General features: G+C 72.6%; 25 protein-coding genes and 1 pseudogene. 11 read left to right on the forward strand and 15 right to left on the reverse strand.

All coding sequences use genetic code 11. The annotated features are described in order from the left end of the window. Window positions 1-364 precede the first annotated feature (364 nt). The 4 genes from ACH4S7_RS21240 to ACH4S7_RS21255 all read left to right on the forward strand — a co-directional run bounded on the left by ACH4S7_RS21240 (window position 365) and on the right by ACH4S7_RS21255 (window position 3370). Window positions 365-1561 (forward strand): serine hydrolase domain-containing protein, encoded by a 1197-nt coding sequence (locus tag ACH4S7_RS21240; protein ID WP_398522765.1) that lies wholly within the window; start codon window positions 365-367, stop codon window positions 1559-1561. A gap of 391 nt (window positions 1562-1952) precedes the next feature. Next, window positions 1953-2216: a hypothetical protein gene (locus ACH4S7_RS21245; RefSeq protein ID WP_398522766.1), complete on the forward strand. Its 264-nt coding sequence runs from the start codon at window positions 1953-1955 to the stop codon at window positions 2214-2216. After that, entirely contained in the window at window positions 2213-2467 is a 255-nt protein-coding gene (locus ACH4S7_RS21250; protein ID WP_398522767.1) for a type II toxin-antitoxin system RelE/ParE family toxin, read from the forward strand. Before ACH4S7_RS21245 ends, ACH4S7_RS21250 begins: the two co-directional genes overlap by 4 nt. Before the next feature lie 333 nt (window positions 2468-2800). Next, window positions 2801-3370 carry an NADPH-dependent FMN reductase gene (locus ACH4S7_RS21255; RefSeq protein WP_398522768.1) on the forward strand — a complete coding sequence of 190 codons (570 nt, stop codon included), beginning with the start codon at window positions 2801-2803 and terminating at the stop codon, window positions 3368-3370. Window positions 3371-3542: 172 nt separating this feature from the next. On the opposite strand, the gene ACH4S7_RS21260 is transcribed toward ACH4S7_RS21255, so the two are convergent. Continuing rightward, a complete protein-coding gene (locus ACH4S7_RS21260) occupies window positions 3543-3962 on the reverse strand; it encodes a GNAT family N-acetyltransferase (protein ID WP_398522769.1) in 420 nt (139 codons plus the stop codon). Between the two features lie 465 nt (window positions 3963-4427). On the opposite strand from ACH4S7_RS21260, the gene ACH4S7_RS21265 reads away from it, so the two are divergent. After that, entirely contained in the window at window positions 4428-5669 is a 1242-nt protein-coding gene (locus tag ACH4S7_RS21265; RefSeq protein ID WP_398522770.1) for a cytochrome P450, read from the forward strand. Between the two features lie 220 nt (window positions 5670-5889). Here the strand turns inward: ACH4S7_RS21265 and ACH4S7_RS21270 are convergent, their stop codons facing one another. Continuing rightward, a complete protein-coding gene (locus ACH4S7_RS21270; protein ID WP_398522771.1) occupies window positions 5890-6336 on the reverse strand; it encodes a nitroreductase family deazaflavin-dependent oxidoreductase in 447 nt (148 codons plus the stop codon). A 140-nt stretch (window positions 6337-6476) separates the two neighbouring features. Here ACH4S7_RS21270 and ACH4S7_RS21275 point away from each other — a divergent pair. Further along, window positions 6477-6824 (forward strand): annotated as a pseudogene (locus ACH4S7_RS21275) (DUF779 domain-containing protein); the annotation flags it as partial. 30 nt (window positions 6825-6854) lie between these two features. On the opposite strand, the gene ACH4S7_RS21280 reads toward ACH4S7_RS21275, so the two are convergent. The 10 genes from ACH4S7_RS21280 to ACH4S7_RS21325 all read right to left on the reverse strand — a co-directional run bounded on the left by ACH4S7_RS21280 (window position 6855) and on the right by ACH4S7_RS21325 (window position 16981). Beyond that, complete coding sequence (locus tag ACH4S7_RS21280; protein ID WP_398522772.1) at window positions 6855-7049, reverse strand: hypothetical protein; 195 nt, start codon at window positions 7047-7049, stop codon at window positions 6855-6857. A 99-nt stretch (window positions 7050-7148) separates the two neighbouring features. Next, complete coding sequence (locus ACH4S7_RS21285; protein WP_398522773.1) at window positions 7149-8024, reverse strand: phosphatidylinositol-specific phospholipase C/glycerophosphodiester phosphodiesterase family protein; 876 nt, start codon at window positions 8022-8024, stop codon at window positions 7149-7151. A gap of 212 nt (window positions 8025-8236) precedes the next feature. After that, window positions 8237-8896, reverse strand: coding sequence for an ABC transporter ATP-binding protein (locus ACH4S7_RS21290; protein WP_398522774.1), 660 nt, complete (start codon window positions 8894-8896; stop codon window positions 8237-8239). A 95-nt stretch (window positions 8897-8991) separates the two neighbouring features. Further along, window positions 8992-9918 (reverse strand): ABC transporter ATP-binding protein, encoded by a 927-nt coding sequence (locus ACH4S7_RS21295; protein WP_398522809.1) that lies wholly within the window; start codon window positions 9916-9918, stop codon window positions 8992-8994. A 74-nt stretch (window positions 9919-9992) separates the two neighbouring features. Continuing rightward, window positions 9993-10871, reverse strand: a complete 879-nt coding sequence (locus tag ACH4S7_RS21300; protein ID WP_398522775.1) for an ABC transporter permease — start codon at window positions 10869-10871, stop codon at window positions 9993-9995. Further along, window positions 10864-11829: an ABC transporter permease gene (locus ACH4S7_RS21305; protein WP_398522810.1), complete on the reverse strand. Its 966-nt coding sequence runs from the start codon at window positions 11827-11829 to the stop codon at window positions 10864-10866. The genes ACH4S7_RS21300 and ACH4S7_RS21305 overlap by 8 nt, the downstream gene beginning before the upstream one ends. A 53-nt stretch (window positions 11830-11882) precedes the next feature. Continuing rightward, window positions 11883-13535: an ABC transporter substrate-binding protein gene (locus ACH4S7_RS21310; RefSeq protein ID WP_398522776.1), complete on the reverse strand. Its 1653-nt coding sequence runs from the start codon at window positions 13533-13535 to the stop codon at window positions 11883-11885. Window positions 13536-13707: 172 nt separating this feature from the next. Beyond that, window positions 13708-14955 (reverse strand): acyl-CoA dehydrogenase family protein, encoded by a 1248-nt coding sequence (locus ACH4S7_RS21315; RefSeq protein ID WP_398522777.1) that lies wholly within the window; start codon window positions 14953-14955, stop codon window positions 13708-13710. After that, window positions 14952-16133 (reverse strand): acyl-CoA dehydrogenase family protein, encoded by a 1182-nt coding sequence (locus tag ACH4S7_RS21320; RefSeq protein WP_398522778.1) that lies wholly within the window; start codon window positions 16131-16133, stop codon window positions 14952-14954. The genes ACH4S7_RS21315 and ACH4S7_RS21320 overlap by 4 nt, the downstream gene beginning before the upstream one ends. 251 nt (window positions 16134-16384) lie before the next feature. Beyond that, window positions 16385-16981, reverse strand: coding sequence for a helix-turn-helix domain-containing protein (locus ACH4S7_RS21325; RefSeq protein WP_398522779.1), 597 nt, complete (start codon window positions 16979-16981; stop codon window positions 16385-16387). Window positions 16982-17232: 251 nt separating this feature from the next. On the opposite strand from ACH4S7_RS21325, the gene ACH4S7_RS21330 reads away from it, so the two are divergent. The 3 genes from ACH4S7_RS21330 to ACH4S7_RS21340 all read left to right on the forward strand — a co-directional run bounded on the left by ACH4S7_RS21330 (window position 17233) and on the right by ACH4S7_RS21340 (window position 19838). Next, complete coding sequence (locus ACH4S7_RS21330; RefSeq protein ID WP_398522780.1) at window positions 17233-18261, forward strand: LacI family DNA-binding transcriptional regulator; 1029 nt, start codon at window positions 17233-17235, stop codon at window positions 18259-18261. Window positions 18262-18435: 174 nt separating this feature from the next. Continuing rightward, a complete protein-coding gene (locus tag ACH4S7_RS21335) occupies window positions 18436-19353 on the forward strand; it encodes a ribokinase (protein ID WP_398522781.1) in 918 nt (305 codons plus the stop codon). A 158-nt stretch (window positions 19354-19511) separates the two neighbouring features. After that, on the forward strand, window positions 19512-19838 hold the full coding sequence (locus ACH4S7_RS21340; RefSeq protein ID WP_398522782.1) for a hypothetical protein: 327 nt from the start codon (window positions 19512-19514) through the stop codon (window positions 19836-19838). A gap of 25 nt (window positions 19839-19863) precedes the next feature. On the opposite strand, the gene ACH4S7_RS21345 is transcribed toward ACH4S7_RS21340, so the two are convergent. The 3 genes from ACH4S7_RS21345 to ACH4S7_RS21355 form a co-directional block, all read right to left on the reverse strand. Beyond that, window positions 19864-20610, reverse strand: a complete 747-nt coding sequence (locus ACH4S7_RS21345) for a PIG-L deacetylase family protein (protein WP_398522783.1) — start codon at window positions 20608-20610, stop codon at window positions 19864-19866. Window positions 20611-20684: 74 nt separating this feature from the next. Continuing rightward, the gene (locus ACH4S7_RS21350; protein WP_398522784.1) at window positions 20685-21983 is read right to left on the reverse strand and encodes an alpha/beta fold hydrolase; all 1299 of its coding nucleotides are present in this window, start codon (window positions 21981-21983) and stop codon (window positions 20685-20687) included. A 110-nt stretch (window positions 21984-22093) separates the two neighbouring features. After that, window positions 22094-23248: a glycoside hydrolase family 5 protein gene (locus tag ACH4S7_RS21355; protein WP_398522785.1), complete on the reverse strand. Its 1155-nt coding sequence runs from the start codon at window positions 23246-23248 to the stop codon at window positions 22094-22096. 279 nt (window positions 23249-23527) lie between these two features. On the opposite strand from ACH4S7_RS21355, the gene ACH4S7_RS21360 reads away from it, so the two are divergent. Beyond that, window positions 23528-24691 carry an ABC transporter ATP-binding protein gene (locus ACH4S7_RS21360; protein ID WP_398522786.1) on the forward strand — a complete coding sequence of 388 codons (1164 nt, stop codon included), beginning with the start codon at window positions 23528-23530 and terminating at the stop codon, window positions 24689-24691. A 191-nt stretch (window positions 24692-24882) separates the two neighbouring features. Continuing rightward, a complete protein-coding gene (locus ACH4S7_RS21365; RefSeq protein WP_398522787.1) occupies window positions 24883-26433 on the forward strand; it encodes a hypothetical protein in 1551 nt (516 codons plus the stop codon). Window positions 26434-26510: the final 77 nt, after the last annotated feature.

Here is a 26510-nt window from a genome sequence, read left to right on the forward strand (position 1 = left end):
CCTCGTCCGGGCCGTGGACGACTGGGGGGCACACCCGTAGGTCACGGCTGCCGTCGCCGTGGCGACCACGGGAGCCCGGCCCATCGGCTCCATTGGATTCCGGCCAGGCGACTGAGGAGTCAACCACCGTCCTCGCCGCGGAGTCTCTCCCCACGACCAGGGGCGGTTGCGTGGAGGCCGGGGTCCGCACCTTCACCAAGGTGGATCATTTCCAGCCAACCCATGTCACGCTATCAACCGTTACCTCCCCACTTGCGGTCTTTTCCCGAGACGACGGTTCGCGGTCATGACGGGGACCGTCCGCACACGGTGACCGCGCGGCCTCTACGGTCGGCGGCTCCGGTACCGGTGAGGAGCGCAGCACATGGCAGCACGACGAGGCAGGGCGCGTACGGGCGTGGTGGGGCTCGCAGTGGCGGCGGTGGCAGCCACCGCGTTCACCGCGCCGGCGCAGGCCGCGCCCGGCGATACCGCGGCGGCGCGGGCCGCGGGACACGACGGGACCCAGCGGGCGCTGGACGCCATCGTGCGCGGCGGGATACCGGGGGTCGCGGCGCAGGCGCGGACCAAGGACGGCGTCTGGCAGGGGGCGTCGGGGGTCGACAACCGCGCCACTGGCACCCCGCGCCGGGCCGACGACCGGTTCCGCATCGCCAGCATCACCAAGACGTTCGTGGCGACCGTCATGCTCCAACTGGAGTCCGAGGGGCGGCTCGACCTCGACGACACGGTGGAGAAGTGGCTCCCCGGGGTGGTGCGCGGCCACGGCCACGACGGCCGGAAGATGACCGTACGGCAGTTGCTCAACCACACCAGCGGGGTCTTCGACTTCCTCAACGATCCGGCGTACGAGAAGAAGTACCTCGCCCCCGGCTTCCTGAAGCACCGTTACGACACCCGGCCCCCGCAGGTGGCGATCGACGCCGCCATGGCCAACGCGCCAACCTCCCCACCGGGGGCCCAGTACACGTACTCAAACACCAACTACGTACTCGCCGCGCTGATCATGGAAGAGGTCACCGGGAACACCTATGAGCACGAGGTGCGGACGCGCATCATCAATCCGCTCGGTCTGCGCGCGACCGTCATGCCGGGCAACACTTCGCACATGCCGTGGCGGAGCACCAGGGCGTACTCCACCCTGGGCGACCCCGCGACGACCCGGATCCACGACGTGACCGTCCAGAACGCGTCGCAGTCATGGGCCGAGGGCGACATGATCTCGAACACGGGCGATCTGAACCGGTTCTTCAGCGCGCTGATGCGCGGTGAGCTGCTCTCCCCCGGGCAGCTCAAGGCGATGAAGACCACTCCCCCGGGCTCCGACTACGGCCTCGGCCTCGAACGGGTCACGGGGAGCTGTGGCACCAAGGCGTGGGGGCACGGCGGCGGCTGGATCGGCTCGCTCTCCTACGCGGTGGCGACCGAGGACGGCAGCCGTTCGCTGGCGTTCAACCTCAACGGGGACTGGAGTACCGCGGGGATGGGAGAGGTACTGGAGGCCGAGCTCTGCGGTACCGCGGCCCGCCCCGGGGCTCGGATCGTCCCCCGCACCGACTGACCGCGGGGCCCGGACCGGAACCACCGGCTGACCGCGGGCCCGGAACACGACCATCGGCTGATGGCAAGGCCCCGGAACACGACCACCGGCAGACCGAGGGACCGGAGCAGAACACGCGCACCGTACGGGCCGTCGCTGGGGAGCGGCCCGTACGGTGACCCCGCGGCGGCCGCGGCCGGGGGTACGTCGGCCCGGGAGGCGCGCCCGGACGGCGCGTGGGACCGGCGCGGAGCCGTCGCGCCGAGGGGCGCCACATCCGGCCGGCCGGGTGGGTGGGCGACCCCGCGCGACGCGGTGACAAAGGCGCGCGCGACGGCCACCGTACGCCCTGCCGCGCTCCGCCATCGGTGTGTCAGCCTGAGCGGACGCTGCTCAGGAAAGAGGTCTGCCCATGCTCTCCACCATGGTTCGCGGCCGACCGGTGAAACTGCCGAACACCCTCTCGGAGATCCGCTCCTCCCTTCCGGAGGAACGACGGGTGGAGTTCGACGAGGTCATCGGCTCCACACCGCTGGAGCGGATCCGGATAGTGGCGATCATGGACTTCGCGCTCCCGGACGAGGCCCAGGAGGAGGACGCGGAGATCGTCGCCCGGATCGACGCGGGCGACTGGACCGGCGTCGTCCATGAGGACGGCACCCCCGTGGTGCCATGAGCCGCTACCGGATCCGGTACAGCCCGGAGGCCGAGCACGGTCTCGCCGCGCTCAGCGCGGCGGTCCGGAACAAGGTCACGACGGAGATCGCCGGCCGCCTCGGCCGTGACCCCTACGGGCACGACTCGGCACCCGTCCGCGGGGACAGAAATCTGCGGACCGTCAATATCGGACGGTTCGTACTGATCCGCTACCGCATCCACGGCGACCAGCTCCTGGTCACCGTCGTACGAGCCGTCGCCCCCTGGTGAGCGGCGCCCGCGTCACCCGCTGAGGCGCCGCGACGGTCGGGCCGGGCGCGGCGCGCTCCCGGCACCGGGCCGCGCGCCTTCGATGCTCCTCTCCTCGGGGGCCTGCCCGGACACTCGTACGGATCACCACGACCCGGGCATCTCCCACGGCCGGGCCAGCGCCGTGCGGGGGCTCCCCCGGGCGCGGAGTGCGGCACGTCCCGGTTGCGGCCGCCGGCCGGCGGTAGGGAGGGTGGGAACAGCGAGCCCACCCGAAAGCGATATAGTTAATTGTTCAATCAACTATATCTCTCGGGCGTCTCCGCCCGGACCACACAGACAAGGCGACGCACGATGACCAAGATCGCAATCATCCTCGGCAGTGTCCGACCCGGCCGCAACGGCGAGGCGGTGGCACGCTGGGTCCTCGACCAAGCCCGCAAGCGCGGTGACGCCGAGTACGAGCTCATCGACCTCAAGGATGTCGATCTCCCCTTCCTCGACGAGATCACCCCGCCGTCCTTCGGGCAGTACGCGAACGAGCACACCAAGAGGTGGGCCGCGACGGTGGCCTCGTTCGACGGGTTCGTCCTCGTGACCCCCGAGTACAACCACTCGACCTCCGCCGCGCTGAAGAACGCGATCGACTTCCTCTACGCGGAGTGGAACAACAAGGCCGCCGGCTTCGTGGGCTACGGCAGCGTCGGCGGCGCCCGCGCCATCGAGCACCTGCGCGGCATCATGGCCGAGGTCCAGGTGGCCACCGTGCGCAGTCAGGTGATGCTCTCGCTCTTCACCGACTTCGAGGACTTCAGCACCTTCAAGCCCGCCGCCCTGCACACCGACGCCGTCGACGCGATGCTCGATCAGGTGGTCGCCTGGAGCGATGCGCTCAAGCCGCTGCGGAAGCCCGCCGACGCGTAGGGCCTCTCGTTCGGATCTTGCTGGGCTCACCGATCCAGCCTGATCCGAACGAAAGACCCTGGCCCACTCCCCCAGCCGCCCCCTGACGACCGACCGGGGGGCGCCAGCGTGGCCGGGTTTCCCCACGGCCACGCCCGCACCCGCACCCGCACCCGCACCCGCACCCGCAGGATCAGACGGGCCGCTGCATACCCACCGACGCGGGAGCCGTCTCCACGAAGCCGAATTGCGCGTAGAGGTGGCGAGCGTCGCCGTCGGCGATCAGGGAGATGTAAGCGCCGGCGGGGGCGCGGCGCTCCAGTTCCCCGACGAGTGCGGTCATGACCCGCTTGCCCAGGCCGCGCCCCTGATGGTCGGGGAGCACACAGATGTCGACGATCTGGAAGAAGCATCCGCCGTCGCCAATGACCCGGCCCATGCCCACGGTTTCGGTGCCGTGCTGGACCGTCACTCCGTACCACGTGTTCGGCAGTCCGACCGTCGCCGCCTCGACCGGCCTGGCGCCGAGACCCGTGGACCCGCGCAGATGACGGTAGGTGTCAACCGACGGCACACCTACACGAATTTCGTAATGGTCATTATTGTTAGTCATGCCTTACAGGCTAATCGATGTGATCCAACTGGGTCCGGGGCGCCCCCGGTTCCAGCTCGGAGGGCGCCGACCGGTCCCTCGTGGTCGCCCGGACCGGCCCGTCGGCGATCCCGACGGCCGCCGCCGTACGCCCCCACCGTCATCGGCCGGATTCCCCGGGAGGCGTGGTTGCGCCGTGTCGAGCGGACCACGACCCTGCTCTGAGAGGCATGGCATTCCCCGGGGCCCCCGGTGTGCCGGGCGGGGAGGTGCGCCGTGTCGTACCCGCCGCTGGGGGTCGCCATCGCTCCGTCTCCACCGCGCCACCGGTCGCACGGCCGCGCCCGGGACGCGCGGGCCCGTGAGCACGAGAAGACCCCCGACCCGGGTGTCCCCCGGGCCGGTTCACCGCCGGTCCAGCCCGTCACCGGCTCCCCGTTCGCGACTCTCCGTCCGAGCGTCGCGCCGACCCGCAGGAGGTAACCCATGATCAGCCCCCGCACCGACACCGCCCCCGTGGCACTCACCAGCGACGGCGGCCGGCGACTGTACGAGCAGGCCGACGAACTCCGCGCCGACGGACCCGCCGTCCGCGTGCGACTGCCGGAGGATCTCCTGGCCTGGTCCGTGACCCGTGGAGACGTCGTGAAGCGGATACTGACCCATCCTGACGTCTCCAAGGACGCCCGCAGGTCCTGGCCCGGCTACCGGCCCGGCGCCATAGCCTGGCTCTACCCCTGGGTCGACACCGAGTCCATGTTCACCGCCGACGGCGCCGACCACACCCGACTGCGCAAACTGATCGGGCCCACGCTCACCCCGCGCCGTATCGAGGCGTTACGGCCCAGGATCGAGGCCATCGTCACCGAACTCCTCGACGCGCTGGAGGCCCGGGACACCGGCGGGACCGTCGATCTGCGCAGCGCCTTCACCCACCGGCTGCCGACCCGGTTGATCTGTGACCTCTTCGGCGTCCCCGTCGCCCAGCGGGCCTCCGTGCTCCGCGTCGTCGAAGCCGTCGTGGCCACCGGTGTCACGGCGGAGGAGTCCGCCCGGCTCGAAGGCGAACTGATCGGCGCCATGCGCGAACTCGTCCAGGCCAAGCGCCGGGAGCCGGGCGACGATATGACCAGTCTGCTCCTGCGCGCCCAGGACGGCGACCGGCTCACGGAGACGGAGCTGATCTCCACCCTGCTGCTGATGATCGGGGCCGGCAGCCAGACCACGGTCGCGCTGCTCGGCCACGCCGTTCGCGCGCTGCTCGCCCATCCCGGGCAGCTCGAAGCCGTACGGGCCGACCCCACCCGCTGGAACGACGTCATCGAGGAGACCCTGCGCCTCCACTCCCCGGTGATGCATCTGCCCCTGCGGTTCGCGACCCGGGACATCGATCTCGGTGACGGGGTCACCGTCCCGGCCGGGGACGCGATCCTCGTCGGCTTCGGGGCCCACGGCAGGGACCCCGGCGTCCACGACGCGGCCGACACGTTCGACATCGACCGGGCCGACAAGGCACACCTCGCCTTCGGCCACGGCATCCACTTCTGTCTCGGCGCCCCGCTGGCCAAGTTGGAGGCCAGGATCGCGCTCCCCGCGCTGTTCGACCGTTTCCCCCGCATCGGCCTTGCCGGCGACAGTGACGCGATCGCTCCGACACCCTCCTTCATCAGCACCGACTTCACGGCGCTGCCCGTCCGACTGCGGAGGTGTGAGCCTTCGGCGAGCTGACCCCGGGACCGATCAGGCGCGCGCGGCCGTCGCCGCAACCCCCTCGCAACCTTCCGGGGTGTTGGCTGAGGCGCCACGCGGTGAGCCGCCGCCCCCGACCGGAGTCGGCTCCCCCACCGGTCGCGCGCGCCGGGACGGCCCCGGCACCGGGGCGGCCGTCGGCGGGCGGGAACCAGGGTCCCGGAGCGGAGTCGGCGCTGCTCCGGGACCCCGGGTGCGCTCAGTGGCCGTCGGGGACCCGCTCCAGCACGAAGACCGGGATCCGCCGGTCCGTGTTCTGCTGGTAGTTGGCGTAGTCGGGGTACGCCTCGACGGCGCGCGCCCACCACTCGTCCCTCTCGTCACCGGTCACTTCACGGGCGCGCATGTCCTGGCGCACATGGGAGTCCTGCAACTCGACCCGGGGATCGGCGACCACGTTGTGGTACCAGACGGGATGCTTGGGCGCGCCGCCCGCCGACGCGACGACGGCGTACCGGCCCCCGTGCTCCACCCGCATCAGCGGCGATTTGCGGATACGGCCGCTCTTGGCCCCCACCGTGGTCAGGATGACGACGGGCATCCCCATCATCGTCGTACCGTCCGTGCCACCGGAACTCTCGTAGAGCTCGACCTGGTCGCGTACCCACTTCTCCGGGCTCGGCTCGTACTCACCCTCTAGAGGCATGGTGTCCATCCCGTCGTCGAAGACTGTCGTCGATGGCTCCCGGCCGCGTGTGTCGCGCGCCGGGGTTCTACCCCCTCTTCCCTATCATCTCCGGGCCCGCCGCAACGGCGTTGCAACCCCGCCGATGCTGTACTGAGAGGATGACCGAAACCCCGCGCGTGGAAGTGACCCCGGCCGCCGCCGATCTGCTCCGGTTGCTGCGGTCGGCCCACGGTCCGCTGATGTTCCACCAGTCGGGCGGCTGCTGTGACGGCAGTGCCCCCATGTGCTACCCGCGCGGCGAGTTCCGCACCGGACAGTCCGACATCCTGCTCGCGGACCTCCGGGTGACGGGGGTCGCGGAGGCCATCTCCTTCTGGATGTCGAGGAGCCAGTACGAGCTGTGGAGTCACACCCGGCTCGTCGTCGACGTGGTCGAGGGGCGCGGCAGCGGATTCTCGCTGGAGGCGCCGGAGGGGGTGCGGTTCCTGATCCGGTCGCACCTCGTGGCCCGGCCGGACGGGATGACCTGCGGCGCTTCAGGGGTGGAGGTTGCTGACGACCTCGGCGGTCGCGGCGACCCCCTCGTGGATGGTGGGCGCCATGCTCGTGCCCGCGAGGAAGAAGCCGAGCAGGGTGCAGACGACGGCATGTGACCACTTCAGCCCGCCGCTGCGCAGAAAGACCACCGTGAGCACCACCAGGAGCAGCACCACCGAAATCGAAATGGCCATGGCCAACCTCCTCCGCCGCGCCGGATTTGCGGCATTCGGCCGTAGTCTGGCGCAGGGGAGGGTTCGTACGTCCGCTTGGCGCGTCCGCCGTACGGGTGGTTACCTCGTGGGCCACTCACCGCGGGCGCGCAGGAAGCGCTCCAGTCCGGCCAGATCATCGGAGTTGAGATGGTCGACGCGGGCGGCGAGCAGTTCGCTCCAGAGCGCCTCCCGGGCCGGGCCCGGCGCGTCGGGCGTGGCCCAGAAGCGGACGCGCTGTCCGTTCCCGTGGGCTGCGGCGACGAAGGCGTGCAGCCGGGCGCGTTCGGCGGCGGGGAACGTTCCGGTGCCCTGCCAGGTGAAGCCGTGGTTCCAGTTGGCGGAGAGCAGCGGGATCAGCGAGGCCGGGGCCGGGGTGCCGAGGTCGTCGGGGCGACCGTCGTAGAACGCGTACCGCTGTCCCTGTGCCGCCAGCGGATCACGGGCGGCGCGGTCGCCGGAGACGACCGGGGTGACGGCGCGGAGACGGACCCGGCCGTGCGCGTACTCGCTCAGGATGGCGTGATGGCGCCGTAGCTGGCGGTCGAGCTCCCGGTAGCAGGCCACGCCGTCGGCCTTGATGTCGATGAGGAGCTGGACGGGGCGGCGGTGTCCCCGGTACACGGAGCCGTGGTTGGCCCTGACGCGCGCGTGCAACGGGTCGAGGTAGAGGGAGCGCAGGGTGCGGGCCGGGTCGAGTTCGGCGGGCGTGTGCGCGACGAGCAGTTCACCGTCCACCAGGAAGACATCGGCCTCCAGGCTGGTGAACCCGTGGGCGAGGGCGTCGTGCAGGGGCCGGGGGTGCAGGTAGTCGTTGTGGGCGTGGGCCGCGCGCAGGGGGCGGACGCGGGGCCGACCGGACCCGCCCCCGGCGGCCCGCGCGACCCCGGGGGCGGCGACGGAACCGGCCAGCGCGGTGGCGAATATGGTGACGGCTCTGCGGCGGTTGGTGGGCATCACGGGGAACCTCCGGGCTCGGCGGGAACGGGAGGAGCACCTGAGTATGGGCCGCGGGCGGGGCGAACCGGCAGGGGGCCGCGGCGAGTTCGGCCGGTCGTCGGCGACCGTGCACCCCCCGCCGGGGGGCCCGCCCGCGGTACGGACCGTACGCGCGCCGTGTCAGCCCCCCGCGCGGCGCGTACGCCCCCCGGCGGAGGGAGCCCCGTCGGTCAGCTCGCTCCCGTGGTGGACCAGTGGATCGTCCGGTCGCACCAGCGCTCCAGGAGGACCTTGTCGTGCCCCACGGCCAGCAGTCCCGCGCCCCGCTCCCGGCGGTACTCCTCGACCACCGCCACCAGGGCCGCCGTCGTCGAGGCGTCCAGCATCGCCGTCATCTCGTCACAGATCAGCCAGCGGGGGTCCAGGACGAGCGCGCGGGCCAGACAGGCGCGTTGGAGCTGGCCGTCGCTCACCTCATGGGGACGGCGGGTGAGCAGTTCACCGGTGAGGCCGACCGTGTCCGCCAGTTCGCCGACCCGCGCGGCGGCCTCGTCGCGCCGGCCGTTGGCCCGCAGCGGCTCGGCGATGAGGTCCCGCAGGGAGAGGCGGGGGTCGGCGGAGAGCCGGGGCTGCTGGAAGACGACGCCGATGGCGGTGCGCTGGGCCCGGGGGGCGCCGTACCGCCAGCCGCGGGCGGGTTCGCCGTCGATGACGACCCGGCCGGCGTCGGGGCGGTGGAGCAGCGCCGCCACCCTCGCGAGCGTGGACTTCCCGCAGCCGCTGGGTCCCAACAGGCCGACCGACTCGCCGGGGGCGAGGGTGAGCGACACCTCCCGTACGACCGGATTCCGGGGGTCGTAGCCGGCGGTGATCGCGTCGAGTTCAAACACGGTGGCCCTCCTGGCGGGTGTACGGAGACCGGGGCGGCGCGCCTGCCCGGTACGGAGCCGCCGCACCCGTAACGGCGGGCGCGGGGGCGACGGACTCACGCACGGGCCGCCTCCTGGGTGCCGGGCACGGTCACCGGGTGGTGGCAGGCGAGGTCCGCCGTGAAGGCGGGGCGGGTCGCGCACAGCTCCGTCGCGCGTTCGCAGCGCGCCGCGAACGCGCACCCCTCCGGGAGATCACCGAGCTCGGGGGGCATTCCGGGGATCGGGGTGAAGTCCCGTTCGGGAAGCGCCGCGAGCAGACCCCGCGCGTAGGGGTGGCGCGGGCCCCGGGCGCCGAAGAAGTCGCTCGCGGTGGCGATCTCGATGATCCTGCCCGCGTACATCACGGCGACCCGGTCGGCGATCCGCTCCGCCGCCGCCAGATCATGGGTGATCATCAGCAGCGCGCGGCCGGTCGCGCTGTCGTCGACGTGCCGGCGCAGTTCGTCCGCGGTGCGATTCACCAGTTCGCGGTCGAGGCCGGTCGTCGGCTCGTCGGCGAGGAGCAGCGGCGCGTCGCCGATGAGGGCGAGCGCGGTGGCCGCCCGCTGGGCGAGGCCGCCGGAGAGTTCATGCGGATACCGGTCGAGGTGGTCGGCGGGGAAGGCCGCCCGTTCGGCCGCCGCGACGGCGGCGGCCCGCCGCTCCCGCCTGGGTGTGCCCGCCAGCGCGCGCAGGGTCTCCTCCAACTGCGCGCCGACCGTCCGCACGGGCGTGAGGTGCGCCGACGGGCTCTGCGGTACGAGTCCGACCCGCCGTCCCCGCACTTCGCGGGCGAGGGTGCGCTCGTCGGCGCCGAGCAGGTCGATGCCGTCGACGGTCGCGGTGCCCGCCGTCTGGGCGTTGCCGGGCAGCAGCCCGAGGAGTGCGGAGGCGAGTACGGACTTGCCGCAACCGCTCTCACCGACGAGGGCCAGGCACTCCCCCGCCGCCAGGTCGAAGCCGGCCCCGGTGACGGCGGCGACATGGCGCCCGCCGCGCATCCGGAACCGTACGGAGAGGTTCCGTACCGAGAGCACGGGGTCCGCGCCCGTGCCGGGGGCGGTGTCGGACGCGGTCACAGCATCAGCTCCGATTTCCGGCGTGGGTTGATCCGTTCCCGCCAGGCGCCCGCGAGGCCCGCGATGGCGAGGGTCGGGACGATCAGGAAGAGTCCGGGGAACAGCGTCGGCCACCAGTCGCCGGCGAGCAGCGAACCGCGCGCGGTCTGCACGAGGTTGCCGAGACTCGCCTGGTGGCTGGGGAGTCCGAGGCCGAGGAAGGAGAGCGCGGACTCGTGCCACATGGCGTGCGGCACCATCAGCACCGCCGCGAGACCCGCCTGCGGGAGCACTCCGGGGAGCAGATGGCGGGCGGTGACCCGCCAGCGCGAGGCGCCGCCCGATATCGCGGTGTCGACATACGGGCGGGAGCGCAGCGAGAGCACTTCGGAGCGGACGATCCGGGCCGTGGAGAGCCAGTGGGTGAGGGCGACGGAGACGATGACCGGCCACACCCCGGGACGGAACATCGCCACGATGAAGATGCCGAGCAGCAGGTGCGGCACGGAGGCGAAGGTGTCGACGAGCCGCATCACGATCCGGTCGGTCCAGCCGCCGAAGGCCGCGGCCGCGGCGCCCACCAGCGTGCCGATGACGGTGGCGACGAGCGCCGCGACCAGTCCGACGAGGAGTGAGATCCGCAGTCCGTAGACACAGCGCAGCAGCAGGTCCCGGCCGACGTCGTCGGTGCCGAAGGGGTGTTCCCAGGACGGCGGCATGAGCTTCTTGGACAGGTCGACGGCCTGCTCGTCCAGTTGGACGATCGGGGGCACGATCAGTACGGCGAGGACGACGGCGGCCACGATCACGGCGGAGAACGAGATCCGGACCGTGCGGGTGGAGCGACGGCTGCGCCCGTGCGAGCGCCAGACGGTCTCGGGAACGGTGTCAGCCATCGAAGCCCACTCTCGGGTCGGCGAGTCCGTACAGCAGGTCGGAGAGCAGGTTGCCGAGGAGTACGGCGGCGGTGGCGAGGACGGTGAGCGCCGCGAGCAGCGGGAAGTCCACGGAGGTGGCGGCCTCGACGGTCGCGGCGGCGATGCCCGGCCAGCTGAAGACCGTCTCGATCAGGAGCGCGCCGGTGATCAGTTCGGGGACCCGGGAGCCGATGAGGGTGAGCATGGGCAGCATCCCGGAGCGCAGGGCGTGGCCCAGTAGGACGACGGATTCGCTGAGCCCCCGGGCGCGGGCGCCCCGCACCGGGTCCTCCTCCAGGGCGTCGCCGACGCCCTGGCGCACGTACAGGAAGAACCAGGGGAGCTGGGAGGTCCCGAGGACGGCGGCGGGCAGCACCAGATGGGAGGCGACCTGGTCGAAGGTGACCACATCGCTTCCGGTGTCCGTGAGACCGCCGGCGGGCAGTACCCCGAGTTTCAGGGCGAAGAACCAGATGGCGAGGAGACCGAGCCAGAAGGAGGGTGCGGCCTCCAGGGTGTAGGCGGCGGAGCTGACGCAGCGGTCGAGCCAGCCGCCCCGGCGGCGCGCGGCCAGCACGCCGAGCGCGGTGCCCAGCAGGATCGCGACGACGAACGCGGTGGTGGCGAGGAGCACGGACCAGCCGACGCGTTCGGCGATGACGTCGGCGACGGGCTGGCGCATCACGCTGGAGTCGCCGAGGTCGCCGGTCAGGGCGGCGGTCACCCAGTTCCACCAGCGGGCGACGAGGGGCTCGTCCACGCCGAGGTTGGCGCGGATCTGGTCGAGGTTCTCCTGGGAGGCGGTCAGCCCGGCGGTGCCGGTGTACGCCTTGACGGGGTCGAAGGGGGAGGCGGCGGCGACGGCGAAGACTCCGAAGGTCACCACGAGCAGGACGGGGGCGGCGAACAGTGTCCGCCGCCCCGCCATCCGTGCCATCGGCCCCCAGGGGAGACGGCGACGCGCCGTCCGCCCCTTCACGAGGCCGGTGCTCACTTCGCCGTGCCCTTGGGGGTCCACTTCTCGACGTTCCACCAGGGGCCGGAGGCGAGCCCGTGGTCGTGCGGCTCGATCTGGTTGGTGAGCTGCTCCCAGTTGTCGTCCACGACGTAGAGGTGGTCGATGTGGGTGAGGAAGGTGTAGCCCGGGTTCTTCACCAGCTCGCGCTGGACGGTGTCGTAGGCGGCCTTCCGTACGGCCTTGTCGCCGCTCTTGCGGCCGTCCTGGAGGGCCTTGTCCACGACCGGGTTGTCGTACCAGGCCATGTTGTTGAAGCCGTCACCGGCGAGCGAGGAGGTGAGCAGGAGGTACTGGTCGAAGTCCGGGTCGCCGGGCGCCCCGCCACCGGCGAGTACGGCGTCGTGCTTCATCCGCGGCTCGATGACCTCCCAGGTGCCGGCCTGGGTCTTGATGGAGATGCCCGCCTTCTTGGCGTCGGAGGCGTAGGCGAGCGCGTGGTCCTGGCGGAGCTTGTCGCCGGTGAGGTACCACAGCGGGAACTCGGCCCGGACGCCGTCCTTCGCGCGGATCCCGTCGTTGCCCGGCTTCCAGCCCGCGGCGTCGAGGATCTTCTTCGCCTTGTCGAGGTCGTGCGTGCGCTCGGTGCCCTTGGCGAACCATTCGCTGCCGGTGGGCACGGGGCCGTAGGCGGGCTTTCCGGCGCCTTCGAGGATCTGGTCGACCATGGTCTGCCGGTCGACGGCGACGTCGAGCGCCTGCCGCACGGCCGTGTCACCGGCGACCTTGTTGCCGGTCGGCAGGGTCACGGTGCGGTAGTCGTAGGTCGTCGCGGCGTGGGTCTTCTTGCCCTTGTCCTTCTTGAAGCCCGCGGCGAGGTTCGGCGGCAGGATCGCGCCGTCGAGGTCGCCCGCGCGCAGCCGGGTGGCGCGGACGTCATCGTCCTTGATGATCGCCATGGTGAACTTCTTCACCTGGGGCTCGCCGCCCCAGTAGCCGGGGTTGGCCTTGAAGCTGATCTTCTCGCCCTTGGACCAGCCGCTGAGCAGGTACGGGCCGGTCCCGATCGGCTTGGTGGTGAAGGGGCCGGTGTTGACGTCCTGCTTCGACGCGATGTGCTCGGGGGCGATCGGCTGCACGGTGCGCTGCGCGAACGGCGCGTACGGGTACTTCAGGGTGAAGACGACGGTGCCGTCCCCGGCCGCCCGGACGTCCTTGATGGCGTCCAGCTCGGACTTGGAGGCGTTGTTGGTCTTCTTGTCCAGGATGGTCCGGTAGGTGAAGACGACGTCCTTGGCACCGAACGGCTTGCCGTCGCTGAAGGTCACACCTTGGCGGAGCTTGTAGGTGTAGGTCAGCCGGTCCGCGCTGACGGCCGGGAGGGCGGCGGCGAGCGCGGGCGTGAGGTTCATCTCTCCGTCGTAGGCGAGCAGCCCGTCGAAGATCTTGGAGTTGCCGTCCTTGCCGAAGCCGAGCAGCGGGCTGAGGCTCTCGGGCTCGTAGGCGATGCCCACGACGGCGGACTCGCCGGCGCCCTTCTTGCCCGCGCTCCCGCGCTCCGGGTTGGAACACGCCGCCGCGCCGACAGTGAGCGCGGTGACCAGCGCCACGGCGGCGGTGCCGCGTATCGAACGGGCCGAGCGGGTCGAACGTATCGAACGGGTCGGTCGGGCAGACACGGCTCCCACACCCCTACTGAAGATCAGCTGTTATTGCGAACAGCTCGCAATTAAACCGCACGGAAAACGGTGCCGAATACACCGGCCCTGTCTGCGGGTGGGCGTAGGCCCTGGTCGGGGGTGTGCACGGGCGTTCCGGGACGGCTCGGGGAGTGTCTTCACGCGAGCGGGACGAGCGCCCTCAGGGGGCTGGCAGCGTGACCAGGTCGGCCAGGGCCGCCTTGTGGCGCCCGGGTGTACCGAACGCGATCTCGGCGGACTTGGCGCGCTTGAGGAACAGGTGCGCGGGGTGCTCCCAGGTCATCCCGGTACCGCCGTGCAACTGGACGCACTCCTCGGCGGCGCGCACGGCGACCCCGGAGGCGTACGCCTGGGCGACGGCGACCGCGACGGCGGTGTCCGGGCCACCGGTGGCGAGCGCGTCGGCGGCGTTCCGGGCGGCGGCGCGGGCCGAGACGATCTCCAGCCACATCCGCGCCATCCGGTGCTTGAGCGCCTGGAAGGACCCGACGGGGCGGTTGAACTGATGGCGCTCCCTGGTGTGCCGGACGGTCTCCTCCAAGCACCGGACGGCGACCCCAAGCTGTTCGGAGGCGAGCAGTCCGGCCCCGGTGAGCAGCCCCCGGCGCACGGCCGCCGTGGCGGCGACGGGGTCCCCGAGCCGGGTGCCGCGCCCGTCGGGTGACGACACGGCGGCGAGCGGACGGGTCAGATCGAGCGGGGTCAGCGCCTCCAGCGTGACGTCCGACGCGTCGACCGCGTACAGCCCGTCGGGCCTCGGCACCAGGAGCACATCGGCGACGGCCGCGTCCGCGACGCCGGTGATCCGCGGGGCACCGGTGGGGAGCGGCCCGTACGGGGAGGTGGCGAACGGCACGGCGAGCACGGCGATCCGGTGGCCGGAGGCGACGGCGGCGAGCAGCTCGGAGAGCTCGGGCCGGCCGGTGTCGAGGGCGAGCAGGGTCTCGGTCGCGACGACGGAGCCGGTGAGGTACGGGGCGGGGGTGACGGTCCGGCCGAGTTCCTCCAGGACGACGGCGGCCTCGCGGTGGCTCGCGCCCTGGCCACCGAGCCGTTCGGGGACCAGCAGCCCCGCCGCGCCGATGCCGGTGGCGAGCGTGTGCCACAGCCCGCGGTCGTACGGGTCACCGGACTCGGCCCGGGTCAGGAAGGGCGCCGGGTCGACGTGATCGGTCCGGTGGGCCGCGCCGGTCGGGTCGGTGGCACCGGTCCGCTCGCCCCGGTCGGACCAGCCGCGCTCCCGGTCGGCGAGGAGGGCGCGGACGGCGGCGCGCAGCTCGTCCTCGGTGTCGGAGTAGCGCAGATCCGGCCCGGCGTCCCCCGGCGCGGACAGGACGACTCCCGGACCGGGTGCGGGTCCGGGGGCGCCCGGCGGTCCGTCGGGGAGGGGGTGCTCGGCGCCGGTCATCGGTTGAGGTCCTTCCAGGGGACGTCCTTGTCGTCGCGCGGCTCGGAGGGCAGTCCGAGTACCCGTTCGGCGACGATGTTCAGCAGGATCTCGCTGGTGCCGCCCTCGATGGAATTGCCCTTGGCGCGCAGATAGCGGTACCCGGCGTCACGGCCGGTGAAGTCGACCAGCTCGGGGCGGCGCAGGGTCCAGTCGTCGTACAGCAACCCCTCCTCGCCCCGGAGTTCCACCTCCAGGCCGCTGATCTCCTGGTTGAGCCGGGCGAAGGCCAGTTTCATCGCGCTGCCCTCGGGGCCGGGCCGGCCGGCCGCGAGTCCCTGGCGCAGCCGTTCGGCCGCCAGCCGGGCGACCTCCGCCTCCACCCAGAGGGTGAGCAGCCGCTGGTGGAGGTCGTGGGTGCGCAGTTCGGGGCGGTCGCGCCAGAGGGCGGCGACCGGGCCGATCATGCCGCCCTCCCGCGGGACGCGGGCGCCGCCGATCGAGACGCGTTCGTTCATCAGGGTGGTCCGGGCGACCCGCCAGCCGTCACCCACCTCGCCGAGGCGGTGGGCGTCGGGCACCCGGACGTCGGTGAGGAAGACCTCGTTGAACTCCGCCTCGCCGGTGATCTGGCGCAGCGGGCGGACCTCGACGCCGGGGTGGCTCATATCGCAGACGAAGTAGGTGATGCCCCGGTGCTTGGGCGCGTCGGGGTCGGTGCGGGCGATGAGGATGGCCCACCGGGCCACATGGGCGCTGGAGGTCCAGACCTTCTGGCCGTTGATGATCCAGTCGTCGCCGTCGCGTACGGCCCGGGTGGCGAGGGCCGCGAGGTCGGAGCCCGCGCCGGGCTCGCTGAAGAGCTGGCACCAGACCTCCTCCCCGACCCACAGTGGACGGAGGAAGCGCCGCTTCATGTCGTCGGAGCCGTGGGCGAGCAGGGTCGGGGCCGCCATGCCGAGTCCGATGCCGATCCGGCGGGGGTCGTTGCCGGGCGCCCCGGCGGCGGCCAGTTCGGCGTCCACGACGGTCTGGAGGGAACGGGGGGCGCCGACACCGCCGAGGCCCTCGGGGTAGTGCACCCAGGCGAGCCCGGCGTCGAAACGGGCGCGCAGGAAGTCGGTCTTGGCGGTGGTGGCCGGGGGGTGCGCGGCGAGGAACTCCCGGGTGCGGACGCGCAGTCCGCCGGCGTCGTTCACGCGCTCCCGCCGTCCGGGAGGGCGGCGGGACTCTCGGTGATGAGGCCGGTGAGGCCGCTGCCCCGGGACGCCCCCCGGGTCACCGCACGCGGCTCGCCGTACCCACGCGCCTGCCTTGTCTGCATGTCCGGGGGCCTCCAGGAACCGTCGACGGTGTCCCGAGGCACACTAAGCGGTCGCTTGCCGTCCCGGGAGGGTTTTCCCGGACGAGGGACGGCCACCACGCGACACCCGCGCCCCCGTCGAGGGGATCACTCGCTCCGCGTGGGTCTGGCGCGGACGTGCATCCGTTCGCCCTGCGGCCCGAACAGACTCAGGAACTCCACCGGTGCGCCCTCCGCCGCCCCGAACCAGTGCGGTACCCGGGTGTCGAACTCGGCGGCCTCACCCGCCCCGAGCACCACATCGTGCTCGCCGAGGAGCAGCCGCAGCCGCCCGGAGAGCACGTACAGCCACTCGTACCCCTCATGGGTCCGTGGCTCCGGCTCGGCGTTACTGGGCTGCTGCACCACCTTGTACGCCTGGAGCCCGCCGGGCTGCCGGGTGAGCGGGAGCATCGTCCTGCCGTGCCGGACGATCGGCTTGGACCGCACCCGGGGGTCCCCCACGGCCGGCGCGCCGACCAGTTCGTCCAGCGGCACCTGGTGCGCGCGGGCGATGGGCAGCAGGAGTTCGAGGTTGGGTCTGCGGCGGCCGGACTCCAGCCGGGACAGGGTGCTGACGGAGATCCCGGTCGCCTCGGAGAGGGCGCTGAGGGTGACCTCGCGTTCGTTTCTGATCCGGCGTAGTCGTGGTCCGACGGCGTCGAGTACGGCGTCGAGCTGGGGGTGGTCGTCCGCGGTGGCCATGGCTCCATTGCAGAAACAGCAAGGCCGTTTGTCAATACGGCAGGTCCCACGCGAGCTGGCCGCCCCGGCCACACCCGTGCGGACGGAATTCGCACCCCCACCGATGCCACTCAGGTCACGATCCGGTTTCGAGGGCTTGTCCCGCTCCCCGTCATCGTTTCCAATCGTTCATGAAATCGATTACACGCCGTCGGCCGGGGGCCCGGTCGGCGGATCGGTTCATCCCGCCCACGAGGAGGTGGTCCCCGACGATGGCCGGCATCAAGGACGTCGCCGCGCGCGCCGGGGTGTCCGTCGCGACGGTGTCGCGCGTACTCAACGGTCATCCGTCCGTGAGCCCCACCGCGCGGGCCCGGGTCGGCGCGGCCGTAGAAGCCCTGGGGTACCGGCCCAACGCCGTCGCCCGGTCCCTGCGCACCGATCAGACCCGCACCCTGGGGTTGGTCATCAGCGATGTGCTCAATCCGTACTTCACCGCGCTGGCCCGCGCCGTCGAGGAGGAGGCCCGCGCGTCCGGGTACAGCGTCATCATCGGGAACGCCGACGAACAGCCGGCGCTGCAGGACCATCACATCCGGACCCTGCTGGACCGCCGCATCGACGGACTGCTCGTCTCCCCCACCGACGGCGGCTCCCCGCTGATGGCGGAGGCCGTCCGCGCCGGTACGCCGATGGTCTTCGTGGACCGCTGGCTGCCCGGGGTCGACGTCCCCGTGGTGCGCGCCGACGGCCGCGCGGCGGTACGGGACCTGGTCGCCCATCTCCACGGTCTCGGCCACCGCCGGCTCGCGATCATCCAGGGCCCGGCGTCCACCACCACCGGCAGCGAGCGGGTCACCGCCTTCCGCGCCGGACTGCGGGCGTTCGGGCTGCCCCTGCCCGACGACCACATCGGGCAGGGCGACTTCCAGGCGGAGAGCGGGCGTATCGCCATGGAACGCTTCCTCGCCCTGCCCGAACCGCCCGACGCCGTCTTCGCCGCCGACAACCTGATGGCACTCGGCGCCCTCGACGCGATCCGGGCCCGTGGGCTGAGCGTGCCGCGCGATATCGCGCTGGCGGCCTTCGACGACATCCCGTGGTTCGTCCACACGGATCCGCCGGTCACCACCGTCGCCCAGCCGACCGACGAGCTGGGCCGGGCGGCGGTACGGGCGCTGCTCGACCTCATCGAGGGCCGGTCCCCCCGGTCCGTCACCCTCACCGCCCGGCTGGTCGTCCGCCGTTCCTGCGGAGCGCCACCGGCGGCCCGCCCCGAGCCGATGGGGAGCACGGCATAAGCGCCCCCGACGAGCGGCGGCCAGGGGCCTTCCCCGGCGTCGGCCGCCCCCTGCCGAAGGTCTCCGTACGGAGGGTCACCGCCGACGTGGCCGGCTTCCGCTGACCCATAGCGCCCGCACCTGCCCGCCACCGCACACCCGAGCACGACACGAGCACGAGGGAGACAGGAACACATGGACGGCTACGACCTGCTGGTCGTCGGATCGGCCAACGCCGACCTGGTCATCGGTGTCGAACGACGCCCCGGACCGGGCGAGACGGTGCTCGGCTCCGACCTCGCGATCCACCCGGGAGGCAAGGGCGCCAACCAGTCCGTCGCCGCCGCCCGGCTCGGCGCCCGCACGGCCCTGCTCGCCAGGGTCGGCGAAGACGCCCACGGCCGGCTGCTGCTGGAGTCCCTGCGCGCCGCCGGGGTCGATGTCACGGGCGTACGGGTGGGCGGCGCGCCCACCGGTGTCGCCCTGATCACGGTGGACCCGTCGGGCGACAACAGCATCGTGGTCTCACCGGGTGCCAACGCCCGGCTCACGGCGGCGGACGTCCGGGGCGCGGCGGAGCTGCTCCGCTCGGCACGGGTGGTCTCGGCACAACTGGAGATCCCGCTGGAGACGGTCGCCGAGATCGTCCGCACCCTGCCGCCCACCGGCCGACTCGTCCTCAACCCGTCCCCGCCGCGCGAACTGCCGGCCGCCGTCCTGGCGGCCTGCGACCCCCTGATCGTCAATGAGCACGAGGCCCGCTTCCTCCTCGGTGGCACCGCAGCCGGGGACACCCCGGAGTCCTGGGCCCGCCGTCTCCTCGCCCGGGGGCCCCGTTCGGTCGTCGTCACCCTCGGCGCGGCCGGCGCGCTGGTCGCCGACGGCCGTACGGGCACGGCGGTACGGGTCCCCGCCCCCCGCGTCGCCGCCGTGGACACCACGGGCGCCGGCGACGCCTTCACGGCCGCGCTGGCCTGGCGGCTGGGGCGGGGCGAGGATCTCCCGACGGCGGCGGCGTACGCGGTACGGGTGGGAGCGGCGGCGGTGACCCGGAGCGGCGCGCAGAGCTCCTACCCGACGGAGCGGGAGCTACCGGCCGCACCGGAGGAGTGACCGGCTGGAAACCGACAGCTCGGCGTGCGGGTGGGGCGCCTGTACGCCCCCGGCTGTGCCCCTGCGCTCCCGCCGCCGTCTGTCGCGCCGGACACCCGCGTGGTTTCCTTCCCCCGCGAGGACCCACGCACGCCCGACCGTACTCCGGAGGCTGCCTCATGCGACCGTCGCGTCACCGACTCACCACCGTCACCGCGGGTGTCCTGTTCGCGGGAGCCGCGCTCGCGCTGGCACCCACCCCCGCCGCCGCCCAGGCCCCGCCCTCGGCTCTGCTGGCGCAGGACTGGTCCTGTGACACCGCCACGGTGTACGTGGCGCCGTTCTACGGACCGATCGTCTCGGGCCTGGGCAACTGCGCCTACATCGGAACCGACGAGGGGGGCAGTGTCCACGACCGGAGCACCGGGCGGACGCACTGGTGCAACGACGGTGTCCTCGTCACCGAGGCACCGGCCCGGGTCGTCGGCCTGAGGTGCAGCACCTGACCGGCGGGGGCGGCCCCACCCCGGCTCAGCGGGGGAACAGCTCGAAGGTGACGGCGGGCCTTCCGCCGAACCGCTCCCCCGCCGCCCGCGCCGCGCCCAGGAGGAAGTCGCGGCAGTAGGTCTCGGGGTCCTCGTCGGTGAGGACCTCGATATAGGTGCGGTGCGCCAGGAGGGAGTGGACGGAGCGCTCCAGACCGGCCGTCGCGTCGACCGCGTGCGTCGGGGTGGTGGAGCCGGCGACCGCCACCCAGCGGACCCCGTCCCAGGGCTCCAGGCCCTGTTCGGAGATCAGTTCGGGGAAGATCCAGCGGTTGCCGGCGTCGGCCGCCGCGTCCAGCGTCGCCCGGCCGACGGCCCGGTGGTCCGGGGTGTTCCAGGCGGTCCCGCCCCAGGTGTCCCGGTGGTTGAGGGTGATGACCAGCTCGGGCCGGTGGCGACGGACGGCCGCCGCGATATCGCGGCGCAGCGCGGTGCCGTACTCGATCACCCCGTCCCGGTGGTCGAGGAACTCCACCGAGGTGACGCCCACGACCGCTGCGCTCGCCCGCTGCTCCCGCTCCCGCAGCGGCGCGCACTCGGCCGGGGCGATGGTGTCGATCCCGGCCTCGCCCCGGGTGGCGAGGAGGTAGGAGATATCCCGTCCGCCGTCGGTCCAGCCGGCGACCGCCGCCGAGCAGCCGTATTCGAGGTCGTCGGGGTGGGCGACGACGGCGAGCGCGCGGCTCCAGTCGTCCGGCATGGGGAGCAGCTGATCGGTGCTGGGCTCGTTCATGGGTTCACATTACGGTGACGGACCGCGCCGGAGGCCCGCCTGACGGGTCCCCGGCGCGGTCCCCTGCCGGGGGGTCAGACCTCGTCGCGTACGAGGGAGATCAGCCGGTCGAGCACCCGGCGGCCGCCCGCCCGTACCCCGTCGTGCTCGTACTCGTCGGTGACCCAGGTGCGCAGCCCCCGGACGGTACGGGCGGTGCGGAGCGAGTGGTCGGTGTCGACGTACATGTCGTCGTGGTAGACGGCGGCGGCCACGGGGACTTCGTTGACGGCGAGCCGCGCGGGGTCGTACAGCGGACTCCAGTCGGTGCGCGCGGCGAGGAGTTCGGCGGTCTCGCGCAGGGGGCGCAGCGCCGGGTCCACCTCGAAGTGCCAGGGGTGGATGGTCTCGCCGGTGAAGAGGAGCGGCGTGTCGCCTTCGAGGGCGGTGGCGGGGTCGAACTCGGGGAACTCGGCCCGGACCCGCTCGGCGGCCCAGCCGGTCGGGCTGCCGCCCTGACCGTAGATCGACTCGTGCAGGACGGCGTAGAGCGGGTGCCCGGCGAAGGAGAGGGTGCCGAGGACCGCCTCCTGGAAGGCGTCGGACAGCTCGTGGCCTCCGCCGACCCGGAGGAAGGCGTTCTCCAGGAGGTAGTGCAACTGGTGGCTGCCGTCGCCGCCGCCGAGCAGAATGCCCAGCGATTGGAATGCCTCGGGGGTGAGCGTGTAGCCGTTGGGCAGCACGGTGCGGTGCTCGGCGAGGTGCGCGGCGATGCGGCGGGCCCGGTGCACGTCCTGCGGGTAGCGGGTGTAGTGGGCCTCGACCTTGCGCCGGATGCGGGGGTAGGCCGCGCGGTAGACGTCGTCGGCATGACCGTCGAGCGAGGGCAGCCCGCCGGTGATGAACACCTCGCGCAGCCCCTCGGGCGCGGTGGAGAGGTAGTGGGTGGCGCAGAATCCGCCGAAGCTCTGCCCGAGCACGCTCCAGGGGGCGCCACCGGTGAGCTGTCGCCGGACCATCTCGCAGTCGCGCACGATGCTGTCGGCCCGGAAGTGGGCGAGGTGGGCGGCCTGGGCCTCCGGGGTGCCGCGTTCGGCGAGGGTCTGGCGGTTCTGCGGGGTAGAGCGGCCGGTGCCGCGCTGGTCGAGCAGGAGCACCCGGTACTCCTGGACGGCGCGGCCCAGCCATGCCTGCGCTCCGGCGAAGCGGCGGGCGCCGTGGCCGGGGCCGCCCTCCAGATAGACGAGCCAGGGGAGTTCGTCGTCGGCCCGGGCTCCGGCGACGACCTCGCGTCCGTACAGCTCCAGCTGTTCACCACCGGGGGCGCTGTGGTCGAGCGGAACGGTGAGAAGCCGGTCGGTGAGGACGACTCCGGGCTGACGGTATCGGGTCACGGGGAACTCCTGTTCAGTACGGCACGCCCGCCCATGGGATCACACGGGGATCCGATGGACGGGCGCGGGTGGCCTGGACAGGAGCCGGGGCGAGTGGGAGAAGGGGGAGGTCAGCGGGTCGGGAAGTGGTCCGGTGTCCGGACCCGGTCGCGGATCCAGACCCCGGCCGGCTTCAGGGACGACGTTCCGGTCCAGGGGCCGCCGCTGCCGCAGGTGCCCGTCTTGAAGACGGCGCCGGTGCGGTGGTCGTCGGAGAAGTTCCAGTTGACCCAGCTGATCTTCTTGCTCGCCATCAGGTCGAGGTAGCGCTGGGACATCGCGAAGTCGTTGCTCCCCTCGCCGGAGTAGTTCTGGGTGCCGAACTCGGTGACGAACACCGGGAGCTTGTCGGCGGCGCGGGAGAGGGTGTTGAGGTACTCGTCGCGGTGCGAGAACGCGTAGAAGTGGAAGGTGTACATGATGTTGGCGGCGTTGACCGGGCTGTTCACGATCTCGGTCTCGTCGGCGCCCTCGGAGACCCCGAGGGAGGACCAGGCGCGGGTGCCGACGAGGACCGGGGTGTCCGGGTCCTGCTGGCGGATGACCGGGATGAGCTGCTCGGCGTAGCTCTTGATGCGCGACCAGGAGACCGCGCTGGGCTCATTGGCGATCTCGTACAGCAGGTTGTTCTTGTTCTTGTGGCGCTGGCCGATCTCGGTGAAGAACGTCTTGGCACGGGCGAGGTTGGCGTGCGGGTCGCCCGGGCTGAGCATGTGCCAGTCGACGATGGCGTACATACCGCGCGCGGTGGCCTGCTCGATGAGGGCGTGGACCTGGTCGGTGAACTTGCGCGGGTTGGTCTCGTAGCCGCCCTCCTGGATGTACATCGAGATGCGGAGGACGTCGGCCTTCCAGTCGTTCGCCAGGGCGTCGAGCGAGCCGTTGGTCAGACACTGGGAGTACCACTGGAGACCGTGGCTGGAGAGGCCGCGGAGCTGGATGGGCTTGCCGGCCTTGTTGCAGAGCTTGGTGCCGCAGACCTTGAGCTGGCCGTTGATCGCGACGGGCGAGCCGCTTGGGACCTTCGCGTGGGCCGGAGCCGGGACCTTTGCGGGGGCGGGGACGGGGTCGATGGGCTGGATCTTGGCCGCTTCGGCCGCCGGGGGCGCGGCGGTGGCGCCCGGGGTGACCGGCGCGGCGGTCGCGGCGGTGAGGCCGAGGGCGAGGGCGGCGGCGAGGGTGCCGGCGCCACCGAGGGAACGCAGCCAGGTGCGTGGGGTCTTCATGTAGACGTCTCCGTATGTCTGGTTGAGGGCCCGGACTGAAAGGAAACTTTCCTAACCGGATGGAAGCAGTCGGGGGTGCAACCCGCAAGGGACATGACAAAAAATGATCCGCACGAGGTACGGGTGAGCGTGCGGAAGGGACGCCACGCGCGCTGCGGCGCCTCCGGTGACCTGGGCCGCCGCCCACCGGGGGTGACCCGTTCGGACGAGCGCGGCCCGGTGATTCGTGCGGTCGCGGCCCGTGTGCGCGGTCGGTCGCCCGCTTCTAGCGTGGGGGGCATGATCCGGTTCGAGCAGGTCAGCAAGGTCTACCCGGATGGCACGACCGCCGTCGACGGTCTGTCCTTCGACGTCGCCGAGGGCGAACTGGTCACCCTCGTCGGCCCTTCCGGCTGCGGCAAGACGACGACGATGATGATGGTCAACCGCCTGATCGAACCCACTTCGGGCCGCATCCTCGTCGACGGCGAGGACATCGCCACGGTCGACCCGGTCCGACTGCGCCGGCGGATCGGCTATGTCATCCAGCAGGTCGGTCTCTTCCCGCACCGCACCGTCCTCGACAACACGGCGACCGTCCCCGCACTGGTCGGCTGGAAGCGGTCGAAGGCGCGTGACCGGGCCGCCGAACTGCTCGATCTGGTGGGTCTGGACCCCGCGACCTACGGCTCCCGCTATCCGGCGCAGCTCTCCGGGGGCCAGCGTCAGCGGGTGGGAGTCGCGCGGGCGCTCGCCGCGGACCCGCCGGTCCTGCTGATGGACGAACCGTTCGGGGCAGTCGACCCGGTGGTGCGCGAGCGGCTCCAGAACGAGTTCCTGAGTCTGCAGGCCACCGTGCGCAAGACCGTTCTGCTGGTCACCCATGACATCGAGGAGGCGGTGCGGATGGGTGACCGCATCGCGGTGTACGGACAGGGGCACATCGAGCAGTACGACACCCCGGCCGCCGTGCTGGGCACCCCCGCCACCCCGTACGTGGCCCGGTTCGTGGGCGCCGACCGGGGGCTCAAACGGCTCTCGGTCACCACGATCGAGGCGGACGATCTGGAGCAGCCCCCGATCGCGCGCCTCGACGAGACGGCGCGCGCGGCGGCCGTTCGACTGCGGGCGGAGGGCGCGCGCTGGGCCGTGGTCCTCAGCGCCGGGGGCGATCTGCACGGCTGGGTCTCGGCGGACGCGCTCGCCATCGCCGGGGAGCGGGGCACGGTCGGCGATCTCGCCCGGCGGATGGAGGCGTGGGTCCCGCTGGGGGCGCCACTGAAACAGGCGTTCAGCGAAATGCTCCAGCACGATGCGGGATGGGTGGCGGTGGTGGACGGAGCCCGCTTCCTGGGCGTGCTGACCCCGGCGAAACTGCACGAGGCGCTGCGGCGTTCGGTGGACGCGGACGAGCGGGGAGTGTCACGGGACGAGGTCGACTTCGACTCGGTCTCGGACGCGTGAGCGGCGCCCCGACAGGCTCTCGGGCGGGTACGGGGCCGCTGTCGGGCAACGCGAAAGCCACGCCGGCCTGCCGGTGAGCGGTCCGGCGCACCCCCGGTGGGCCGGGGGTGCCGCGTGTACGGAAGTCATGGGCGACAGGCCCGGGACGCCGTACGGAGCAGTTCGCGCCGCCGTCGGCTACCGTGCTGGGTGTGCTGATCACGGGAGGGGACGCCACCGCGTCGGGGACCGCACTGCTGATCGCGGTCGCGCCGGTGGGGAAAGGGCGGTTGATCGACGCGAGTTCCGTCCTGCCCGCGCTCGCGGCGGTGCCGCCGAGTGCACTGACGGGGACGGCCTCCGCGACCGTGATCGAGCTGGCCGATCCGCTCGATCCCCAGACCGTCCTGACCCGCGTCCGCGCCGCGGCGGCGGCGGACGGGCCGCTGTTCCTGTATCTCGCGGGCCAGGTGCAGCTCGACCGCAAACAGCGGTTGCCGCATCTGGCGCTCGCCCGGAGCACACCCTCGTCGCTGCGGTACACGGGACTGCCGTGGCACTGGCTCGCCTCGGAGCTGACGTTCAGACGCCCCGGCACGACGACGGTGGTCGTCGATCTGGTGGCCGATCAGGATGCCTGGGTCCATGCGACCAACGAGGGTCTCGGACTGGGCTCGTCCATCCGGCTGTACGGGCGGATCGCCGCGCGGCAGGGGCGCCGTGACGCGGCGAGCCCGGACTACCTCAAGGCGTACGCCGCGATCTGGCGCAGCGGTTCGCGTCCGGATCCGGCCACCCTGCACGAACAGGCGGCGGAGCAGGCCGGGACGGAGGGCGCGCTGCTGCTGGCGGGAGCGGACTGGGCCGGGGCGTTCGAAGCGTACGGGGAGTCCGGGGAGTACCCGGGAGGGAGCGCCGCGGCGCCGCCCCCGGCCGCCCTGCCCGGCCCGCCCGCGACGCACCGGGCGGGGACGGTTCTGCCGCCACCGCACCTGGCTCCCTGGCCCCCGGCAGGGGAACCCCCTGCGGCGGCACCGCAGCCGCCTGGCGTGCCGCGCCCGGCCCACCCGGCGGCGCCCGACGGCGCCGGCACACCCCCGCTCCGTACGGAGGTCGGCCCCCCGGCGGCGTGGCCCGCGGCGGACATCGCTCCCCCGCCCCCCGCTGCCGGCTACACCCCCGCACCGAACCGGGGGCTCTGGGCGGCCCATGCAGAACGCTCGGTGCCGCGCCCGACCGGGGAGGGCGAACCCGCCCCGGAGGCCCATGCGTTCACGGCCGCGCCGACGGAATCCCCCGCCGAGAGCGCGCGGCCCGCGACCGCCCCGCACCCGCATGACCCCCATCCCGCGCTGCTCGCCGCCGCTCGGGCCGGACGCCACGACGAGGCCGCCGCTGCCGCCGTCGCGTGGGAGCTGCAGGAGTCGCGGACGCACGGCCCCGGCTCCGTACAGGCGATCCACTGGCTGGAGGTACGGGCCGATCTGGCGCGGATAGCAGGGGAGCCCGGTCTCAGCAGTGAGTTGTGGATGACCGTCGCCGAAGCGCGACTGGCGCGGGAGCAGAGCACCGACGATCCCGATGTGGAGGGCGCGGTCGACCGCGCGCACCACCAGTGGGAGCAGATCAAGGAGCCGGAAGCGGCCCGCGCGCTGGCGCCGAGGCTGGTGTCACTGCGGCGCCGGGTCCCCGGTCGGCAGCGCGGGGCGCTGCGGGTGCTGCAACGGCGCCTGGAGAGCCTGCATGCGGGCCGGCCGGCCTGAGACGGGCCGTCAGGCGTCGCCCGCCGCCGCCGGGGGAGCCGGCGCCCTCCCACCGGCCGGGAGGGCGCCGGCTCCCG

This window comes from Streptomyces sp. NPDC020965 (assembly GCF_044333555.1).
Lineage (GTDB): Bacteria > Actinomycetota > Actinomycetes > Streptomycetales > Streptomycetaceae > Streptomyces.

Coding starts and splice junctions, on each gene's coding strand:
- ACH4S7_RS21240 (WP_398522765.1), top strand. CDS start 365: ATGGCAGCACGACGAGGCAGGGCGCGTACGGGCGTGGTGGGGCTCGCA.
- ACH4S7_RS21245 (WP_398522766.1), top strand. CDS start 1,953: ATGCTCTCCACCATGGTTCGCGGCCGACCGGTGAAACTGCCGAACACC.
- ACH4S7_RS21250 (WP_398522767.1), top strand. CDS start 2,213: ATGAGCCGCTACCGGATCCGGTACAGCCCGGAGGCCGAGCACGGTCTC.
- ACH4S7_RS21255 (WP_398522768.1), top strand. CDS start 2,801: ATGACCAAGATCGCAATCATCCTCGGCAGTGTCCGACCCGGCCGCAAC.
- ACH4S7_RS21260 (WP_398522769.1), bottom strand. CDS start 3,962: ATGACTAACAATAATGACCATTACGAAATTCGTGTAGGTGTGCCGTCG.
- ACH4S7_RS21265 (WP_398522770.1), top strand. CDS start 4,428: ATGATCAGCCCCCGCACCGACACCGCCCCCGTGGCACTCACCAGCGAC.
- ACH4S7_RS21270 (WP_398522771.1), bottom strand. CDS start 6,336: ATGCCTCTAGAGGGTGAGTACGAGCCGAGCCCGGAGAAGTGGGTACGC.
- ACH4S7_RS21280 (WP_398522772.1), bottom strand. CDS start 7,049: ATGGCCATTTCGATTTCGGTGGTGCTGCTCCTGGTGGTGCTCACGGTG.
- ACH4S7_RS21285 (WP_398522773.1), bottom strand. CDS start 8,024: ATGCCCACCAACCGCCGCAGAGCCGTCACCATATTCGCCACCGCGCTG.
- ACH4S7_RS21295 (WP_398522809.1), bottom strand. CDS start 9,918: ATGCGCGGCGGGCGCCATGTCGCCGCCGTCACCGGGGCCGGCTTCGAC.
- ACH4S7_RS21300 (WP_398522775.1), bottom strand. CDS start 10,871: ATGGCTGACACCGTTCCCGAGACCGTCTGGCGCTCGCACGGGCGCAGC.
- ACH4S7_RS21305 (WP_398522810.1), bottom strand. CDS start 11,829: ATGGCACGGATGGCGGGGCGGCGGACACTGTTCGCCGCCCCCGTCCTG.
- ACH4S7_RS21315 (WP_398522777.1), bottom strand. CDS start 14,955: ATGACCGGCGCCGAGCACCCCCTCCCCGACGGACCGCCGGGCGCCCCC.
- ACH4S7_RS21325 (WP_398522779.1), bottom strand. CDS start 16,981: ATGGCCACCGCGGACGACCACCCCCAGCTCGACGCCGTACTCGACGCC.
- ACH4S7_RS21330 (WP_398522780.1), top strand. CDS start 17,233: ATGGCCGGCATCAAGGACGTCGCCGCGCGCGCCGGGGTGTCCGTCGCG.
- ACH4S7_RS21335 (WP_398522781.1), top strand. CDS start 18,436: ATGGACGGCTACGACCTGCTGGTCGTCGGATCGGCCAACGCCGACCTG.
- ACH4S7_RS21340 (WP_398522782.1), top strand. CDS start 19,512: ATGCGACCGTCGCGTCACCGACTCACCACCGTCACCGCGGGTGTCCTG.
- ACH4S7_RS21345 (WP_398522783.1), bottom strand. CDS start 20,610: ATGAACGAGCCCAGCACCGATCAGCTGCTCCCCATGCCGGACGACTGG.
- ACH4S7_RS21355 (WP_398522785.1), bottom strand. CDS start 23,248: ATGAAGACCCCACGCACCTGGCTGCGTTCCCTCGGTGGCGCCGGCACC.
- ACH4S7_RS21360 (WP_398522786.1), top strand. CDS start 23,528: ATGATCCGGTTCGAGCAGGTCAGCAAGGTCTACCCGGATGGCACGACC.